This is a genomic window from Schlesneria sphaerica, assembly GCF_044336245.1.
GTDB classification, from domain to species: domain Bacteria; phylum Planctomycetota; class Planctomycetia; order Planctomycetales; family Planctomycetaceae; genus Schlesneria; species Schlesneria sphaerica.
On sequence record NZ_CP172346.1, the window covers coordinates 1,794,073 to 1,813,108 of the forward strand.

The 19,036-nt window shown below is 55.5% G+C and carries 15 protein-coding genes; 13 read left to right on the forward strand and 2 right to left on the reverse strand.

What is annotated here, in order from left to right; genetic code table 11:
• The first annotated feature begins 113 nt into the window (after positions 1 to 113).
• The 5 genes from ACGY09_RS06615 to ACGY09_RS06635 all read left to right on the forward strand — a co-directional run bounded on the left by ACGY09_RS06615 (position 114) and on the right by ACGY09_RS06635 (position 6,755).
• Positions 114 to 758, forward strand: coding sequence for a dihydrofolate reductase family protein (locus ACGY09_RS06615; RefSeq protein ID WP_397570951.1), 645 nt, complete (start codon positions 114 to 116; stop codon positions 756 to 758).
• A 589-nt stretch (positions 759 to 1,347) separates the two neighbouring features.
• Positions 1,348 to 2,223, forward strand: coding sequence for a PRC-barrel domain-containing protein (locus tag ACGY09_RS06620; RefSeq protein ID WP_397570952.1), 876 nt, complete (start codon positions 1,348 to 1,350; stop codon positions 2,221 to 2,223).
• 142 nt (positions 2,224 to 2,365) lie between these two features.
• Positions 2,366 to 2,746 (forward strand): hypothetical protein, encoded by a 381-nt coding sequence (locus tag ACGY09_RS06625; protein ID WP_397570953.1) that lies wholly within the window; start codon positions 2,366 to 2,368, stop codon positions 2,744 to 2,746.
• A gap of 26 nt (positions 2,747 to 2,772) precedes the next feature.
• On the forward strand, positions 2,773 to 4,929 hold the full coding sequence (locus ACGY09_RS06630; RefSeq protein WP_397570954.1) for a catalase: 2,157 nt from the start codon (positions 2,773 to 2,775) through the stop codon (positions 4,927 to 4,929).
• 203 nt (positions 4,930 to 5,132) lie between these two features.
• Positions 5,133 to 6,755: a hypothetical protein gene (locus tag ACGY09_RS06635; protein WP_397569182.1), complete on the forward strand. Its 1,623-nt coding sequence runs from the start codon at positions 5,133 to 5,135 to the stop codon at positions 6,753 to 6,755.
• Between the two features lie 130 nt (positions 6,756 to 6,885).
• Here ACGY09_RS06635 and ACGY09_RS06640 read toward each other — a convergent pair whose 3' ends face one another.
• Positions 6,886 to 8,484: a sigma 54-interacting transcriptional regulator gene (locus tag ACGY09_RS06640; RefSeq protein ID WP_397570955.1), complete on the reverse strand. Its 1,599-nt coding sequence runs from the start codon at positions 8,482 to 8,484 to the stop codon at positions 6,886 to 6,888.
• A 205-nt stretch (positions 8,485 to 8,689) separates the two neighbouring features.
• On the opposite strand from ACGY09_RS06640, the gene ACGY09_RS06645 reads away from it, so the two are divergent.
• The 3 genes from ACGY09_RS06645 (at position 8,690) to ACGY09_RS06655 (ending at position 10,851) form a co-directional block, all read left to right on the forward strand.
• A complete protein-coding gene (locus ACGY09_RS06645) occupies positions 8,690 to 9,301 on the forward strand; it encodes a DUF417 family protein (RefSeq protein WP_397570956.1) in 612 nt (203 codons plus the stop codon).
• 59 nt (positions 9,302 to 9,360) lie between these two features.
• Positions 9,361 to 9,849 (forward strand): DUF1348 family protein, encoded by a 489-nt coding sequence (locus ACGY09_RS06650; protein ID WP_397570957.1) that lies wholly within the window; start codon positions 9,361 to 9,363, stop codon positions 9,847 to 9,849.
• A 354-nt stretch (positions 9,850 to 10,203) separates the two neighbouring features.
• Positions 10,204 to 10,851: a cysteine hydrolase gene (locus ACGY09_RS06655; RefSeq protein WP_397570958.1), complete on the forward strand. Its 648-nt coding sequence runs from the start codon at positions 10,204 to 10,206 to the stop codon at positions 10,849 to 10,851.
• Positions 10,852 to 10,954: 103 nt separating this feature from the next.
• On the opposite strand, the gene ACGY09_RS06660 is transcribed toward ACGY09_RS06655, so the two are convergent.
• Positions 10,955 to 11,410 (reverse strand): hypothetical protein, encoded by a 456-nt coding sequence (locus tag ACGY09_RS06660; protein ID WP_397570959.1) that lies wholly within the window; start codon positions 11,408 to 11,410, stop codon positions 10,955 to 10,957.
• An 86-nt stretch (positions 11,411 to 11,496) separates the two neighbouring features.
• On the opposite strand from ACGY09_RS06660, the gene ACGY09_RS06665 reads away from it, so the two are divergent.
• From ACGY09_RS06665 to nrfD, 5 genes are all read left to right on the forward strand, one after another.
• Positions 11,497 to 12,918, forward strand: a complete 1,422-nt coding sequence (locus ACGY09_RS06665; protein ID WP_397570960.1) for an ATP-binding protein — start codon at positions 11,497 to 11,499, stop codon at positions 12,916 to 12,918.
• Between the two features lie 139 nt (positions 12,919 to 13,057).
• Positions 13,058 to 13,600 carry a response regulator transcription factor gene (locus ACGY09_RS06670; RefSeq protein WP_397570961.1) on the forward strand — a complete coding sequence of 181 codons (543 nt, stop codon included), beginning with the start codon at positions 13,058 to 13,060 and terminating at the stop codon, positions 13,598 to 13,600.
• Between the two features lie 228 nt (positions 13,601 to 13,828).
• Positions 13,829 to 14,509 (forward strand): cytochrome c3 family protein, encoded by a 681-nt coding sequence (locus ACGY09_RS06675; protein ID WP_373651049.1) that lies wholly within the window; start codon positions 13,829 to 13,831, stop codon positions 14,507 to 14,509.
• A gap of 55 nt (positions 14,510 to 14,564) precedes the next feature.
• Entirely contained in the window at positions 14,565 to 17,642 is a 3,078-nt protein-coding gene (locus ACGY09_RS06680; RefSeq protein WP_397570962.1) for a TAT-variant-translocated molybdopterin oxidoreductase, read from the forward strand.
• On the forward strand, positions 17,642 to 19,036 hold the full coding sequence (gene nrfD / locus ACGY09_RS06685; RefSeq protein ID WP_397570963.1) for an NrfD/PsrC family molybdoenzyme membrane anchor subunit: 1,395 nt from the start codon (positions 17,642 to 17,644) through the stop codon (positions 19,034 to 19,036). The genes ACGY09_RS06680 and nrfD overlap by 1 nt, the downstream gene beginning before the upstream one ends.

The following is a 19,036-nucleotide window of genomic DNA, read 5'->3' on the forward strand; positions in this document are numbered from 1 at the left end:
TCTTGACGCCCCTCGATTTCAGACTCTTGACCGGGCCAGCGTTCAACTGGAATGGATGAGCGACCAGTCTGTACGTTTCTGAGAATTCAGCCCCACGAATTGGGAACCAGTCCATGGCACGTCTGCTCGTTCGAGGATTTACGATTTCGCTGGACGGTTACGGCGCCGGTCCTGACCAGTCACTGGACAATCCGCTCGGGATCGGAGGCGAGTCCTTGCACCAATGGCTGGTCGGGACCCGAACCTTCCACAGCATGGTGGGAAAGGAAGGGGGCGAGACGGGGATTGATGATCAACTCGCTGCACAAAGCATGGCCGGGGTAGGGGCGTGGATTCTGGGACGAAATATGTTTAGTCCGATCCGGGGCCCGTGGCCTGACGAAACCTGGCGCGGCTGGTGGGGCGAAAATCCCCCCTATCACTCCCCCGTTTACGTGCTCACGCACTACAAGCGACCATCCCTCGAAATGGAAGGGGGGACCCTCTTCCACTTTGTGACCGACGGCATCCACGCCGCTCTGGAACAGGCGCAGGGGGCGGCGGGAGCACAGGACATCCGACTGCTGGGGGGAGCCTCAACGATCCGGCAATACCTTCGATGCAAATTGATCAATGAACTGCATCTGGCGGTTTCGCCCATTCTGCTGGGTAGGGGCGAACATCTTTTTGAGGGCATTGATCTAAACGCACTTGGCTATCAATGCGAGAAAGTAACGCCATCCCCCAAAGCCGTGCACTACGTGCTGGTCAGGCGCTGAACTCACCGTCATCGCAACCCGAGTCATGTTATCCCCCTCTCCATAACACGCGTTCAACCAGTGCATCTGATAGGGATGTCTCAAGAGGTCCGCGCGGCCTGGGGGAACAGGTTTCCGCCACGACAAATTTCCGCCCATCGACCAGTCTGCTCGGTTTGAGATCTCGGTGCATCGCCCAAGGCGCGTTCATTCACCTTTCTCTCAGATCTGCACCTCCTGCAGAGCCCCCTCGATCGACACAATATCTTATCAAACGCAGCGTCCATTCAACCGGCGTCTTCCTGTTTTAGCAGGCTTTCCCAACCGCACTACCGCTCGTGCTCTTACGCCTTTCAATTCCACTTGGGGAATGTGATTTGCGGATGGTCCCGAACATTCCCTGCCAGAGCGAAGTACCGCTTCCTGCTCAGGCTCCATCGGGAAACCGTCTCACCCACCTTGGATGAGCGTCACGTTCGAGTTCGCGGAATGGCATCAAGTTGTTCCGCCTGTCTGAGAACTCGATTTGACATGGATCGGGAACTTTGACGGATCGCAACTCAACGTGAGGCGATCGGTTTTCATCTTTCATTAGCTATCGGAGAGTTCCATGAAGAATCTGCTGGTAAAAGTCAGTGCGATTGCGTTGTTCGTCAGCGGACAGGGGATCATTCCTGTTCTGGCCGATGATCAGGTTGAAGGTAAAGCAGCTGTGCCGACGCGTGGCGACGGGGCGGTTGGCGAAAGCGAGATTTACCGGGCTTCTGAAGTGATTGGCTTGCCCGTCAAAGATGATGGCGGCCAGGAAGTCGGAAAGATCAAGGACCTGGTGATCAATGGAGGCTCATCGGAAGTACTCTACGCTGTCGTGGCAATGAATGAAGCGGAAGAAAAAGACACGGTTTACGTGATGCCGTGGACTGTCTTTCAACCCTCATTCGGCGATGCAAACGTCATTCAGTTTACCACGTTGACGATCCCTCAGACTGTCTGGGTTAAAGCCCCTTACTTTCAATGGAATCGCTGGCGCCAGGCCCCCTACACCCAGTGGGGTCCGCGCGTGAACGAGTATTACTCGCAGCAATCCCAGATCGGAGTTCGCGGATTGAATCGCGGGACGAATGTCCGGGTGAACAAGCCGGCCCTGCGAGACGACAACGATGATGATCGTGATCCCCAGTCTGAACGACGGCGATCGGATGATGCTCGTCCGAACAATTCCGATTCAGACCGAAATCGCAACGAGGCCTCCAAGAATAACCCGGACCGGCGAACCGATAAACCAACTTCAAATGACGCTGACCGTCCCACCCCGGAACGCTCAAAACCCGCACCAGATGCCAAGAATACAGATCGACCTGGAGCAGATGCACCCCGAACGAATACTCCTAAGCCACCCGCTCCCCGGGGCAATGCACCGGCGGAACCAAAGAAGCCGGCTCCTGTTCCTAATGAACCTAAGCCTAATACTCCCAATCCCAAATAGGGTTTGAGAGGTAACCTGATATCAGTCGCAACCTGACGTCGCTCCAGGGCAAAACTCGCCACGAGTTTTGCCCTGTTTTTTTTACACCCCGGCGAGTCACTGTCTGATAACGCGTCGAGAAGCTTAGAAAGACGCGAGAGACATGATCGGACGATTGAACGACAGTCTGGTCGATGCAACATCAGATATTTGCCATAAAGAGCATCACCACCTGAAAATACCTGGAGCGACTGTTCGGCTGGGCCATGTCACTGGAAAAGCCAGGCAGAGCGATTTCTCATGCCCCATCAAGATCTGCCCGATCGCCGCGGGTGAGTTTTCGGCGTTTCAACTCATACCGAAGACATGGACCTATTTGCTTCCGACTTCCACCGATGAGTTCAACCCCGAGCGATTTCGGAACTTCGCCCCCTCTTCGATGGCTGCTCTCCCGCCGCCCTTCCACTCGCGAGGAATTCCGCGGGATGAGCGAGATGCCCCTCAATCAGGAAAGGTCGGTACATCGTTTGCGATCGTTCCTTGAAACCTCATTTTGTAAAGGATCGAAGTATGCAAAGACTTTCACCCTGGAAGTGCGCTGTGCGAGCGCTCGTATTCGGTCTGGTGGTCGGAATCACCGCCGCAGCGAGCAGCGGTGAAGAAGGAAAAGACTCTTCGGATAAGTCAGCCGGAGAAACTCACCAGACCGCGAAGTCCGACAAGGATATTTTGACAACGGGTCAAGGAGTCCCTGTCTCAGACGATCAAAATACTCTCCGAGCAGGACCGCGAGGTCCTGCCCTGCTGGAGGACTTCCATTTCCGTGAGAAGATCTTTCATTTCGACCACGAACGCATTCCAGAGCGAGTTGTGCACGCGCGGGGATTCGGTGTTCACGGTTACTTTGAAAACTATAAGCCGCTGACGGATGTCACTCAGGCAGACCTTTTCCAGCGAGCCAACGAGAAAACCCCGGTCTTCGTCCGATTTTCGACGGTTGTGGGCAGCCGAGGGTCGCCCGATCTGGCTCGTGACGCAAGGGGTTTTGCGGTCAAGTTCTATACGAAAGAGGGGAACTGGGACCTTGTCGGAAACAACATCCCGGTCTTCTTTATTCAGGACCCGATCAAGTTCCCGGATATGGTTCACGCTTTTCGTCCCGAGCCTGACCGAGGTTTCCCGCAAGCTCAGACCGCTCACGATAACGCTTGGGACTTCATTTCCCTCACCCCCGAAAGTATGCACATGGTGATGTGGGTCATGTCAGACCGGGCGATTCCACGGTCCTACCGATTCATGGAAGGTTTCGGCGTACACACGTTCCGTCTGGTGAATGCCGAGGGAAAATCGACCTTCGTTAAGTTCCACTGGAAACCGAAGCTGGGTCTGCAATCGGTCGTCTGGAATGAAGCAGTAAAGATTAACGGAGCCGACCCTGACTTCCATCGTCGAGACCTCTGGAACGCGATTCAGAATGGAGACTTCCCTGAATGGGAACTCGGACTGCAATTATTCGACGAAAAATTCGCGGACCAGTTCGGCTTCGATATCCTGGACCCCACCAAGATCATCCCTGAAGAGGAAGTCCCTGTCCGGATTGTCGGCCGACTGGTTCTTGATCGTTGCGTTGACAACTTCTTCCACGAAACCGAACAGGTTGCATTCTGTACCCAGAACATTGTTCCCGGGCTGGACTTCACGAATGACCCGCTGCTGCAGGGAAGGAACTTTTCGTACCTGGATACGCAACTGAAACGTCTGGGAAGTGTGAATTTCACTCAATTGCCGATCAATGCGGCCAAGGCCCTGGTCCGCAACTTCCAGCAGGACGGTCACATGAACTTCGTTAACCCCAAAGGCCGAGTAAACTATGAGCCGAACTCATGGGGTGATGATGAACGAGGCCCCCGCGAGTCCCCCAAGAAAGGCTTCCGATCGTATCCCGAAGAAATTCAGGGGAAGAAGGTCCGCGCTCGATCCGAGACATTCGCTGACCACTACAGCCAGGCGCGCCAGTTCTATCTCAGCCAGACTGAGACCGAACAGCAGCACATTGCAGACGCCCTCGTCTTTGAACTGAGCAAAGTCGAAACCCCAAAGATCCGCGAACGAATGGTGGCTCATCTCCGCAATATCGACGCAACACTCGCCACGACTGTCGCGACGGAGCTGGGGATTACTCAGTTACCCGAACCGATCAAGGCTGCCAAACCGACGAAGCAACTGAATGCCTCGAACGCCCTGAGCATCTTGAAGAACGGCCCCAAGTCATTCGCCGGGAGGAACGTGGGTGTCCTGGTCGCCGATGGCGTCGACGATGGATTACTCGAAGGGCTGAAAGCGGCACTCAAGAAAGAAGGGGCGGGGATGACATTGATCGCTCCGCATGTTGGAAAGGTCAAAACGAAAAAAGGTGAAGCACTCACCGTCGATCAGAAGCTGGATGGAGCCCCCTCAGTCCTGTTCGATGCGGTCGTCCTGGCCGTCCCTGAGGATGCCGTCGATAAGCTCAGCCGCAAACCACCAGCACGGGACTTTATTGCGGATGCACTCGCCCATCATAAGTTCATCGGCGTGACAGAAGGGGGCAGCCAGCTATTAAAGAAGGCCGGGGGTCCTGAGAAACCTGATGATGGAATCATCGCGCTGAAATCACCCGAAGACTCCAGCAACTTCGTCTCACACTGCCGAAAGCTCCGCTACTGGAAGCGTGACCTGAATAAATAATCCGCTCAAGTCAGTAACGCGATAAAATGACGGTGTGGTGAGGACCGCATATAGAGTCCTCTCCACACCGTTCGCTTGGGTGCAATCCCGTTTTGCGGTCGAGTACGGAGAAGTGATTATTTGCTGAGTGATCTCTGAGTCTGTGTTATTCTTCCCTGCTGTTGTCCAATCGAGGATTGGATGGATTCGGCACCGAGATCGCAATGGAGGGCGGTCGAATGGGAGGGATTTCCTTGGACGGTCGGGATGGTGAGTTTATTAAATCCGTTTCGGAGATGCTCTTCCGATTCAGTGGCGAGGTGTTTCCGAAGCTGGGGGAGTGGGAACGTCGTCTGAAAGGAGACCCGCTGAGTCTGGAAGCCCTTGAGTTGGAAGTCCAGCGGGAGTTCGCGCGGGGTGCGGGGATGGTCGTGGCGGGCTTGGCATCAGTCGTGATGCAGACACCGGAATTTGCCGCTGCCGCCGAGCAGACGCGACAAGACTATTCGATTCCGCTATCCAAGGGGCGTGATCGAAAGATGTCGGTTCGGCTTCTGGGGGGCGTGGTCATGTGGATCACGTCGCTTTACTGTGAAGCGAGTCGTCGTCGCGGGAATGGTCTGCAGAAGGAAGAATCAGTCTCGGGCCTACAGATTGAACAGGTGCAATTCGGGCTGGGAAAGAAAGTCTCTCCCGGGCTGGAGAGTACGGTCTCTCGGCAGTCGGCTCTGTGTCCCTCGTTTGAACTGGCTTGTGAGGAACTGGAGCGTCAGGGACTGTCGCTCAATCTCAAAACGGTGCGGCGGATTTCTCAGCAGTGCGGTGAGAAACTGCTGAAGCTACGAACGGCAGAATTGGCCTCCTGGCGTGCTGGAACTTTGGCATCGACAAACGAACTGTCGGGGAAGCGTGTGTCGATCCAGATCGACGGCGGCCGGACGAAACTCCGTGGAAAACTGCGAGCGGCAACGCCTCATGCAGAACAACTCAACGAAGACGGTTTGATTATCAGTGATGCGCCGGGACGCTCTAAGCGCCTCGCAAAACGGACGTTCGATGGCGAATGGCGCGAACCCAAGTTGATGACGATCTTCATTCATGATGAGCAGGGGCGCCTGGAGAAGAAGTCACGCATGACAATGGATGGGACGTTTGCGGGACCTGACGCTATGGCGGAACTGGTTGCCATGCACTTGCATCGCCTGGGAGCAGCCAAGGCACTGAGCCTGACCTTTGTCAGTGATGGAGCGGTCTGGATCTGGGACCGCGTCGATCAAATCGTGGCTCAAGCGCGGATTCCGAAGGAGGTCGTGATTCATCAGGTTCTGGATACCTGCCATGCCGTGCATCATATCTCACGAGCGTTAGCCACGCTCGGCGTGACCACGGAACAGCGGATGCCCCTGTATCGGGATCTTCGCACGCGACTACGTAACGGAGAATGGGAATACGTCGTCCAGGAACTACGAGTGTTTGCTGAAGACGAACCCACCAACGCGGAACTTCAAACCGAATTGAACTACCTCCAGCGACACGGGGATGCGGGACGATTGAACTATGCCGAATTTCGTCGCTGCGGTCTCCCCCTGGGAAGCGGTGCCATTGAAAGCAGTATCCGCCGAGTCATCAACCTGCGGCTGAAAGGAAACGGCGTCTTCTGGCGAGAACATCACGCGGAAGAAATGTTGCAACTGCGCGCCTTGGTGATCAGTCGCCGTTGGGATGAACAGGTCAAACGAATGCGAGCTTGGACCAAGAAACATCACCTCGCCACCTGGCAATGGACACCCCAACTGATGTCCTGCAAAGTTGAACCCCAAACCGCGAGTCCACAAAACACCCTGTAATCAAGAGTTTCACCGAACGCAAAACGGGGTTGCACCCGTTCGCTTTTAATGCCATCGATTCCCCGCGACTCACGCGTGGGTCCCCCATCTGCCCTGTCGCCGTGGACACTGACTCGCTAGACGTGACGACTCAAGAAATTCCGAGTGCCTTGATACGTGAGGCTAATGTCGTTGGTTTCATTTCCAGTAGTTGGGCCGCACCACTGGCCCCGAAGACTTTGCCATTCGTCAGCTTGAGCGCGGCTCGGATATTGTCTTCTTCCAATTGGCGGATTTGCGGCGCTGTCAGGATGCTTTGGGATTCAGGTACCGAAACGGGAAGTGAATGATTGCTGGCCCGGTGAGGCAGCTCGATATTCAGGCGACCTTTTGTGGAGGTGATGGTGGCGCGTTCGATGACGTGCTGCAGTTCGCGAATATTGCCCGGCCAGTCATATTGCTGGAGCATCTGAACGGCGGCCAGCGTCAGGGGGGGCTTGGGTCGTCCCAGCCTGCGTGAGGAAAGCTCAAGAAAATGCTCTGCAAGGACCGGAATGTCCTCCAACCTTTTCCTGAGAGGTGGAATTTCGATCGGGAAGACACTCAGTCGGTAGTACAGGTCTTGCCGAAATCGGCCCGCATCGGCTTCACTGCGCAGCTCCCGATTGCTGGCCGCAATGATTCGGACATTCACACGACGAGTTCGTTCTTCGCCAACCCGCTCCAGTTCCCCCTCCTGAAGCACTCGGAGCAACTTGGATTGAAGTTCAAGCGGTATTTCACCGACTTCGTCCAGAAACAGTGTTCCTCCTTCGGCCAGTTCGAACCGGCCCACCCGATCGCGCAGCGCCCCCGTGAACGCTCCTTTCACATGTCCGAAGAATTCGCTCTCATAAAGCTCGCGGGGTACAGCGGCGCAATTGACCTTAATCAACGGTCTGTCTGAGCGTTTGCTGCGTCGATGAATTTCGCGTGCAACGAGTTCCTTTCCTGTGCCACTCTCACCATAGATCAGAACGGCTGAATCCGTCGGAGCGACCAGGTCGATCTGACGCGTGACTGCTTCGAGAGCGGCGCTATGCCCGATCAACTCGCCGAACGCCGCTGATTCGGTGGCTTCCTCCCGCAGGTATTCATTCTCGAGCTCCAGTCGCTTTCTCAGCGTCTCAATCTCGGTAAAAGCGCGCGCGATCGCGATCGCGGCGGCGGCATGATCCGCGATCATCCGCAGCCAGCCCATATTCTCTTCGCAAATGAGTCGTCGTGAAAACAGAGCCAGGACCCCCAGGATTTGCCCTTGGTGGATCAATGGCTGGCCAGCAAAACCACAAATGCCTTCAGCCCTCATCCAGTCGGGTCGGGCCACCCAGTCGGGGAAAGGCTCGAAGAATTCCGGCTCTTCAATCGCTTCGCCCTTAAGAGCAATCTGTCCGACCTTTCTCACCCCCAGCGGAAGATGTCGAAATTCGCCCTCGACGTTTCGCCACTCCAGGCCTGCAGACGCGATCGAGCGCCCCGCACTCGCCACCAGCAGAAGACACTGAGACTGCGTGGCGCAAACGTCAGCACTACGGCAACCTGTGCAGGCATCGGTGGGCTGAGTCAGCCAGATCCTTACAAGTCCAATGCGGGGAGTCTCACTCAGCCGGGTCACGATCAGTTCCAGCAGTTCGGGAACTGATCGCTGCAGGGCGAGGTCAAGTAACAGCCCCTTGGGGTCAATCAACAGTGGTTCGCTGGGATCGCTCATGAAATCAGTATTACGAGTTTTCGAACTTGGTTCACGATTTTTCGTAATTCTACGAGATTACGTAACAGGGCACGCCACCGACAAGAATCATAACCTATTACCCAAACATAACTTATCGAGTTTCATCGCTACGGCACGCCGTTTGATTTATCGACGTTTATTGATGGCTTTATCGCCGTAATGAACTGAATTCAGGAGGAATCTGATGAGCTGGTACAAGTCAATGTTTGAGTTTGCTGCGAAGTGCGATCAGGCAGGCATCGCCGTGACGCGCATCGGGCTGATCGTGGTACTCGTCTGGATCGGCGGGCTGAAGATCTACAAATACGAAGCGGACGGAATTGTTCCCTTCGTGGCAAATAGCCCATTCATGAGTTTTTTCTACCACCAGCCTGCCGGCGAATATCGACAGCATAAAAACCGGGAAGGGGAACTGGTACCCGCCAACCGGGAATGGCACGTGCGAAACGGCACCTATGAGTTTGCCCTGGGGCTGGGAGCCGTCATTGTCGCCTTCGGTGTTCTAATTGCCCTTCACCCCTGGCTGCCGCAAGCCGCCACAATCGGAAGCTTCCTGGTCTTCGGCATGTCGTTCGTCACATTGTCATTCCTGATTACAACGCCCGAATGCTGGGTCCCTTCGCTGGGAACGTCCGAACATGGTTTTCCACTGCTGTCGGGCGCAGGTCGGCTGGTCATCAAAGACGCCATCATGTGTGGAGCGGCCCTCGTCACCATGGCTGACTCAGCAAAGGCGACTCTCCGACGTATGAAAACTGTCTCCTCACCTGACCTGCGATCGAACGCGGCCACCTGATTCGCGAATGGCGAGTGCTGCTGCGTTGTTCAGGCCCCTGATGCGAATGGAAGTCAGAAATGAATTCGAAGGCCAACTCTGAAGCGTCTGGTGTGATTGTCCCACCATTCACTCTTGTCACCGCGCTAAAGAAAGTCCGCGCGGCAGAGGATGGTTGGAACTCTCGCGATCCGAAGCGGGTCGCGCTGGCCTACAGCGAAGACTCGGTGTGGCGGAATCGAGACCAGTTCATCGTCGGCAGAACCGAGATTCGCCAGTTTCTCACTTCCAAATGGCAGAAAGAGCTGGACTATCGACTGGTCAAAGAATTATGGGCCTTCACCGAAGATCGTATTGCCGTTCGGTTCCAGTATGAATGGCACGATGCGGCAGGCCAGTGGTATCGAAGCTACGGCAATGAACTCTGGCACTTCGATGATTCAGGACTGATGCGCCGTCGTGAAGCAAGCATCAACGACGTGATGATTGAACAGTCCGATCGAAAGTTTGACTGGCCTGCCCCCGGGGCACGACCGGCCGATCACCCCGGCATTCCCGACGTCCGTTGAATTCGATAACCGTTAAGCTGCATGAGTTTCCCGCGCAGTTGACCGGTAAATGACGAAGTTCACCCGAACAGCTTACGTTGTTCGGCACGAAGTGGGTTTACTGAGCGCAACATCAGAATCACCCGCTCGTACAGACTTTTCATGGCACTGTCGAGCAGGCGATCTCACTTCTACTCGATACAGGCGAACGGGAGTTCGCCTGGCAGTTCCCACCGAACCACTCAGACACCCTTGGAATCATTGTCACCGATCATTGACCGTCGCTCACGCGAATGCCCGCACCGGTCATCAAGAATCAAAGTAGGAAATGCAATTCACCGCCGCTGGACCGCTACTCAAAACAGGAATCCGATCATGCAGTTCAACCCCGCTGATACAGCGCTTGTTGTCATTGATCCGCAGAACGATGTGCTGAGTGAAAAGGGACTCTCATGGGCTCTCGTGGGTGACAGCATCCAGGAAAACAACACCGTCGAAAATCTGGCTGCGTTGTTCGCGGAATCAAAGAAGCAGAACTATCAGACCTTTATTTCACCCCACTACCTTTATCCTCACGATCAGGGGTGGAAGTACGGTGGAATTGTCGAAGAATTGATGTTGAAGAGCAGAGAGTTTTTCCGTCCAGACCCGCTGGGTCGCGAGGGGCTGTTGGGATCAGGAGCTGACTGGCTGGACCGTTTCAGACCCTACATTGAGGATGAAAGTACGGTCGTTGTCAGCCCGCACAAGATGTGGGGGCCCCAGACGAATGATCTGGTTCTGCAGTTGCGCAAGCGCAGAATCAATAGGGTCATCCTGGCCGGGATGCTCGCCAACTTGTGTGTTGAAAGTCATCTGCGCGAGTTGCTGGAACAAGGCTTCGAGGTTGCGGTCGTCAAAGACGCGACGGCCGCTCCCCGCCATCCCACCATCGGCGACGGCTACAAGGCGGCCCTCATCAACTACGGATTTCTCGCGAACGCGGTTCTTTCTACAAGCGATACCATCACCCAGCTCGGTTAACAATCGGCTCGCTTACAAGTCCGAGTAAAGCGATGCACGATCTCTTCCGCTTCCGCACGATCAATGGAAGACACGTTTCCCATCGCATCGCCGTCCCACGACCTTAAAATTCGATCATCGTGACTGCGCGCTGGTTACCGGGAAGGCGTGCCGACACATGGACCGTACGAATTTCCGTGCGGTCCGGGTCCAGATGTTGACCCGTTTTCTTCATGAACCAATCGAGCGACACTTCCACCCCATCCTTGGGCTGCAAGGGGGCCTGAGGGAAGTAGGCGAATGCTCCGTTCACTTCGATGCGCACGCTCTGCAGCGCAACATCACCGGCGTTGACGAGGCGCATCGATCGCGATTTGCCCGCCTCGTCGATCATCGTCACCTGAACGGGTAGCGGTCGATCATGCGCGGCGGGCAGGATGAGGTACAGAAACGCGATAATCGCGATCGGGCAGAATAGCACTCCGCCGAACAACAGGGTTAAACTTCGGCTATTCAGTTTCAGGCCCGGACGCCGAGAATCCTGCATTGAGTCGACAGTGAGGTCTGCGGGTGTGGACATTGAACGCCTTCCCATAATGCTCGATTGACTCGTCTGGGCGATCAACGTTGTCGTCACCTTTTGAACGCGATCGGGCAGATAAAATTATGCCGATAGATCAAGTGCAAAGCCTCGCCTCTTCATCAGAGGAACCGCGGAAGCTCAACCTGTCCTATGATATTGACGCCCGGACAGAGATCAATGTCCGCGGAGTGATTGCGCTGCGGTGGGTCGCCGTGTCGGGACAGCTGCTGACGATTCTTGCGGTGCAGGGACTGCTGGGGGTGAGTCTTCCTCTCCGTCCCCTGTTGATGGTTCTGGGGCTGACCTCCGTACTGAACGTAGGCCTGATGATTGCTCATCGGATCATTCCGGCACGGTTTCCCGGATTCTCCAGCACTTACTGGCAGCAGGTGTTGGGGTTGACGATGGCGTTCGACCTGGCGGCCCTGACAGCACTTCTCTATCTGACGGGGGGAATCTCTAACCCCTTCACGTCTTTTTTCTTTGTGAACATCGTCCTGGCAGCCATTCTGCTGCCACAGGGATGGGTCTGGTTCCTGACGCTGCTCGGAATCGGCTGCGTCGCACTTCTGAACTCGTGGTATCGACCGCTGGCTGAACTCGATCCGGCGCAAGCAATGCGCGGAGCGTTGCCTCTGGGAATGACGATTTCCCGCCTTGGTTCGTTTGTCGCGTACGCCGCGTGCAGCAGCATCATCGTGCTCTTCATCACGCGAATTCGTGGTCAGATCCAGCGGTTGGAAGATCATATTCGGGAACTGGCCCAGGAAAATGCGCGGAACGAGCGACTCGATTCCCTGGGAACTCTGGCCGCCGGCGCCGCACACGAGCTGGCGACGCCCCTTTCCACCATCGCTGTGATTATGAAAGAAGTCGAACTCGAGTTGATGAACCGCACCGTGTCGGATCAGACTGTGGCCGACATCGCATTGATTCGTACAGAACTGGATCGATGTCGAGACATTCTCGATCGGATGTCCAGCGATGCGGGGTTGGTGATCGGGGAGTCGATCTCTACAATCACATTGGGCGAGCTGATTCGTGAGTGTACTGAGGGGGTTGATACACGCGCTGCCGTCAAACTTGCGTACGACCCTGCGATTGAATCATTGATCCTTCGTGCTCCGATCGAAGGGTTGGCTCAGGCCGTTCGGGCACTCGTCAAGAATGCCATCGATGCTGCGGGACACCCGCAAAAGGTCACACTTTACGCAGCGACGGCCGGTTTCAATGTTACAATGAAGATTGAGGATCAGGGAGCGGGGATCGCTCCCGAGACACTTCGCCGGATTGGTGAGCCATTTTTTACGACGAAAGAACCTGGGAAGGGGATGGGTCTGGGAGTTTACCTCGCACGCAACGTGGTCGAACGACTCGGTGGAACGCTTGAATATTCATCTAAACCGGGCCGCGGAACCGTTGTATCCATCTCAATTCCGCGCGAAGTTTCGCAAGACCGAAGTTTTTCGATCGACCCTCTTGGAAACGCAACAGGCTTATTTTAATTCATCCATGTGGCTTGAATTGACGATTTTTGATTTTCACCGCACACCTCGCACAGAACTTGCATCCAGGTGCACATGAGCTGATGGAGATCACGTTCCTCTCCAGCGAGTTGTCAACGCGGCAATGGATAATTGACTGATGACGACGATGAAAGCCAAGTCCTGCCTGATCGCTGATGATGACGATATCCTGCGAACGCGATTGGCCACCGCAATCAGTTCACGCGGTTATGACGTTCTTTCTGCGGGAAATGCCGAAGAGGCCCTCGCACATGTCGTCGCATCCTGCCCTGACATCGCCGTGATCGACATCAAGATGCCGGGAATGAATGGGCTCGAATTGCTGACTCGAATGCGCGAAAAATGTGCAAAAACGCGAGTCGTGATTTTGACCGGTTGGGGCAGTATTGCCAACGCGATCACCGCAATCCGTGCCGGAGCTGTGAACTACGTAACAAAGCCGGCCGATGCAACAGAGATTCTCGCTGCCTTCGAGCCCGCCAACGAAATGGGAATTGTTCACGAAGAAACTGAGCTTCGTGCCCCTTCACTTGCCGAAGCCGAATGGAATCATATTCAACGGGTTCTTTCCGAGTGCAGCGGGAACATTTCTCAGGCCGCGAAGCTACTCGAAATTCCTCGCAGAACCCTGCAGCGGAAACTGAAAAAAAATCAGTTATAACGACGATCCTTCAACGGTTGTTGATCCGTAAAGCCTCTTGCATCGACCACTTCTGATGCAAATTCCGCGACGATTTGTCGCAGTGATTGGGATCGTCTTCGAGCCTATACTTCGTCGACAATAACGACCAGATTGGTGCGCTCGACGCCCCCAGCCTGTCATGGTGTCTGTCTCGAACTTCGTTACGCCTCATTGAGGCGGTGACCGCACGACGCTGATAAAGAACATATGTATTTCTCATTTCCTCGCTGGACCAACCGCTTCGCTTTCCTCGCGATTGCAGGGTTGGGTGCATCCGCCTTGTATTTGTGTGCAGTTGTCTATGCCGCGACAGCGCCAGAGACACTGAGCGTAGGACATGCGCCGAAGCAGCCGATCCCTTTCAGCCATCGCATTCACGCTGGACAATTGAAGATGGACTGTCGCTACTGTCACAACACAGTAGACAAGGCAGCTCATGCGGCAATTCCTCCTTCGGCAACTTGTGCCAATTGCCACTCCGGGGCCAGCGAGAACGGATCCGTCAAATTCAGTTCCGTTCGTAGCGAAAGCCCTGCACTTGCACTGCTGCGGCAAAGTGTTGCGACTCAGGAATCGATTCCCTGGAAACGGGTTCACGATCTTCCTGACTACGTTTACTTCGATCACAGTGCCCATGTGAATCGTGGTGTCAGCTGTGTCTCCTGTCACGGTCGCGTCGATCAGATGGATGTCGTGACGCAAGAGAAGACGCTTTCGATGACCTTCTGTCTCGAATGTCATCGGAATCCCGAAGAGCACCTTCGTCCTGTGGACAAGGTGACGGACCTTGCCTGGGTACCAGAGACCTCTGCTAAAGAGGTTGGCCACCAGGTCAAATCCGATCTTGGAATTAACCCGCGAACAAGCTGTTCGACTTGCCACCGCTAGACCGTCATTGAGCGCCTTTGCCCTCAAGATGGCCGCTGGAATGTAACCCCGACAAATGCCTACTAAGACTTGGTATCGTAGTCTCGCTGAACTGGAGAGTACTCCGGAATTCCTCGAGTTGATGCATCGTGAGTTCCCCAAGGCGGCCAGTGAATTCCCCACCGGATTCTCTCGCCGCCGCTGGTTGCAACTGATGGGTGCGTCACTGGTTTTCGGCGGTTCCGTTGGTTGCCGTTTCGAACAGGAGACACTGGCTCCGTTCGCAACCCGGCCCGCGAACCGTATTCCCGGAAAGCCGAAGTATTTCAATACGACATTCGAAATCGCTGGTGTACCGCAGGCCTTGCGGGTCACCAGCTTCGACGGTCGCCCCATCAAGCTGGATGGTAATCCTGACCACGTGTCGTCCGGCGGAGCCAGCACGTCATTCGCTCAAGCGACGGCCCTGGAGCTCTACGATCCCGACCGCGCGAGAACACCAGTACAAAAGCAGGATCGCGATTCCAAAGCGCGCACCTGGCTTGAAGTCGACACTTATCTGGCTGATCTGGCCAAGGGCTGGGAGACCTCCCGCGGTGCTGAACTGACCATCCTGGCTGAACCAACCAGTAGTCCAACTGTCGAGCGACTCCGCACTGACCTGCTCGCTCGATTCCCTGAGGCCAGGTGGTTCGAGTATGGGGCCGTATCAGACGCCAACGTCCTCGAAGGCGCCAAGCTTGCATACGCCGAAGCCTTGCGTCCCCATTACAACCTCACGTCGGCCCGGGTGATCGTCGCACTCGACTGTGACCTTCTCGGCGCCCATGCCGACGCGTTGCGGTTGACGCGAGAGTACGCCAACGGACGGTCTCCTCAAGACGGCAAGATGGTGCGACTCTACGCCATCGAATCCGAATTCACCCAGACCGGAACCGCTGCCGATCATCGTCTGGCAATCAAATCGAGTCTGATCGGTGAAATCCTCGCCTCGGTGGAAGCAGGCCTCAAAGGTGAAGCGGCCTCAGCGCCAGGCGAGACGACTGGCTACGCCGAAAGTTTCGTGGCCGCTCTGATTGATGATCTCCGTCATCACGAAGGCGAATCGCTGATCGCAGTGGGACCGTCACAACCCCCAGCAGTCCACGCGCTGGCACACCGCATCAACGAACAGTTGAAGAACGTCGGTAAGACGGTTTCGTTCACTCGCATCGCTGCTCCTGAAAAAGCAGGATCGCTGGCAGACTTTGTGGCTCACACAGCTGCAGGAAAGACAAAGGCACTGCTCATTCTCGGTGGAAACCCGGTCTACGCAGCTCCTGCCGACCTTGACGTCGCCAAGAGTTTGTCTGGAATTGCTGACCGCTTCCATTTAACGCTGTCGCCGAATGAGACCTCAGCTCATTGCAATTGGGTCCTGCCTCGTTCGCACCAGTTGGAAAGCTGGTCGGATTGCCGACTGACAGACGGAACATACGGAATTGGTCAGCCACAGATCGCTCCTCTGTTTGAAAGCTGCAGCGAAGTCGAGTTCCTCAGCCGCGTACTGGGTGGGAACAAGGACAGCCTGGCAGTCGTACGTCAGACGGCCGTTGGAACCGCATCTCGCCTGAAAGTTGATAAAGAGTGGAACCGCGCAGTCCATGACGGCTATGTCGCCGAAACGGCTTTTGCTCGGATCACCCCAGAACTGAAGTCGTTTGACGCACCTGCGGCAGGCGACTCGTGGAAAGCAATCGCGGAAGTCAAGAATGGGGAGCTTGAACTCAACTTCTCGAGTTCTTCCAGTATCTTCGACGGACGATTCGCTAATAACGCCTGGTTGCAGGAACTGCCTCATCCGTTGACGAAGTTGACCTGGGGTAACGCTGCCGTCATGAGTCCTCAGACGGCCAGTACCCTTAATGTCAAAGATCACGACGTTGTCACGCTGGAAATCCAGGGCCGTCAGATCGAGCTTCCCGTTTACATCCTGCCAGGTCAGGCGACGGGAACCGTCAGCGTGGCGATTGGATACGGACGAACCCGTGCAGGACTTGTGGGTGGAGATTCCGAAAACTCGATCCCTGCGGTCGGTGTCAATGTTTCACCGCTTCGAACCAGTGATGCACTGTATATTGCACAGGGACTCAAGGTGACCGCGACCGGGCGAGTTGAAAAACTGGCCGCGACGCAGGACCACTACAGTATTGACAAGATTGGTCTTGAAGGAATTCACGGTCGTATCGGTGACCTGATCCGCGAAGCAAGTCTTGATGACTACCTCCATCATCCCGACTTCGCCCAGCACAAGGTTCATCATCCACCGCTGGAAAGCCCCTGGACCGAACATTCGTACGACGGCCACGCTTGGGGTATGGCCATCGATCTGAATAAATGCATCGGCTGTAACGCGTGTGCCATTGCCTGCCAGTCAGAAAACAACGTTCCTGTTGTCGGTGCAGAGCAGGTTCGACAGAACCGCGAGATGCACTGGTTGCGAATCGATCGTTACTTCGCTGGCGATCCAGAACAGCCGCAGGTTGCCACCCAGCCCGTCACCTGCCATCACTGCGAGAACGCTCCTTGCGAACAGGTTTGTCCTGTTGCAGCGACGGTCCACAGCGATGAAGGTCTGAACGACATGGCCTACAACCGCTGTATCGGAACACGTTACTGCGGAAACAACTGTCCCTACAAAGTTCGTCGCTTCAACTTCCTCGATTATCGCGGCGAGTTGCCGGGGACCAACAACGATCTGTCGCACCTGGTGCTCAACCCTGAAGTCACTGTGCGGACCCGTGGTGTCATGGAGAAATGCACTTACTGTGTGCAGCGAATCCAGAATACACGGATCACAGCCCGCAACGAAGGGCGTCCGATTGGGGCCAATGAAGTGCAGACCGCCTGTCAGCAGGCGTGTGCCGCTCAGGCAATCGTCTTCGGCGACCTGAATAACCCTGAAAGCAACGTTGCCAAGGCCCATAACGATTCTCGGGCTTACGCAATGTTGAGCGAATTGAACATCAAGCCACGGACCAAGTATCTGGCCCGCATCCGCAATCCGCATCCATGGCTTGCGGCTCGTTCAGAAACTCATCCACAGAATCATTCGGTACCCACTCACACCATGAATCTTAAAGATCATCGTTGTGGTCAGGAGGTCCACGTCTAATGGCTTCCTCACTGGCGACACTCGTCGATACGACGATTGAAGATCCCACGCAACGCGCTCCGCTCGTTACCGGGGATCATGACTATGGTTCGGTTACCGACGCCATCGTGGGCATTTCCGAACGAAAAACCCCACTGGCCTGGTACATTGCATTCGCAATCTCCTCAAGCTTTACGCTGCTGCTCTTCTCGATGATCGGCTATCTGATCTACCGAGGGGTAGGGGTGTGGGGAAACAACAGCCCTGTCTTCTGGGCATGGGACATTGTTAACTTCGTGTTCTGGGTCGGTATCGGACACGCAGGTACTCTGATCTCCGCCATTTTGTTTCTGTTCCGCCAGAACTGGCGCACCAGTATCAACCGCTTCGCTGAAGCGATGACGATCTTCGCTGTCTGTTGTGCCGGTATCTTCCCCGCCGTCCACGTCGGCCGCGTCTGGTTTGCTTACTGGCTTTTCCCGGTTCCTTCCGCACGACTCGACATGTGGCCAAACTTCCGCAGCCCGTTGCTGTGGGACGTGTTCGCCGTCAGTACCTACGCCACAGTCTCGTTGCTGTTCTGGTACATGGGGATGATTCCCGACCTTGCCACCTTCCGGGATCAAACCAAGAGCCGATTCAAGCAGGTGATCTTCGGCATACTGGCACTCGGCTGGACAGGTTCCGCACGCCACTGGCATCGCTACGAGAAGGCTTACCTGCTGCTCGCCGCCCTGGCCACTCCGCTGGTCCTTTCGGTGCACACCGTCGTGAGCTTCGACTTTGCCACAGCACAGTTGCCCGGCTGGCATGCCACGATTTTCCCACCTTACTTCGTCGCGGGTGCGGTCTTCAGCGGTTTCGCCATGGTGATCACTCTGATGGTCCCCGCACGTGAATGGTTCGGTCTGAAGGACTTTGTCACGCTGCGGCATCTGGAAAATATGTGCAAGGTGATCCTTGCCACAGGCTGTATGGTCGGTTTTGCCTATGGGATTGAATTCTTCATCGCCTGGTATGGCGGGAACCCCTATGAAGGTTTCACTTTCCTTAACCGGGCATACGGACCCTACGCCTGGGCCTATTGGACAATGGTCAGCTGCAATGTGATCGCTCCTCAGTTCTTCTGGAGCAAGAAGATCCGCACCTCACCGTGGTTGATGGTCATTGTCTGCATTTTTGTGAACATCGGGATGTGGTTTGAACGCTTCGTGATCATCGTCACGTCGCTGAGCCGGGACTTCTTGCCTTCGAGTTGGGCCTACTATTCGCCCACCTGGGTGGACATCTGCATGTTCGCCGGAAGTTTCGGTCTGTTCTTCACACTCTTCCTCTTGTTCTGTCGGTATCTGCCGATCGTGGCTATGGCCGAAGTGAAAAGTGTCATGCCCAAGCCAGGTTCTGATAACAGGTAA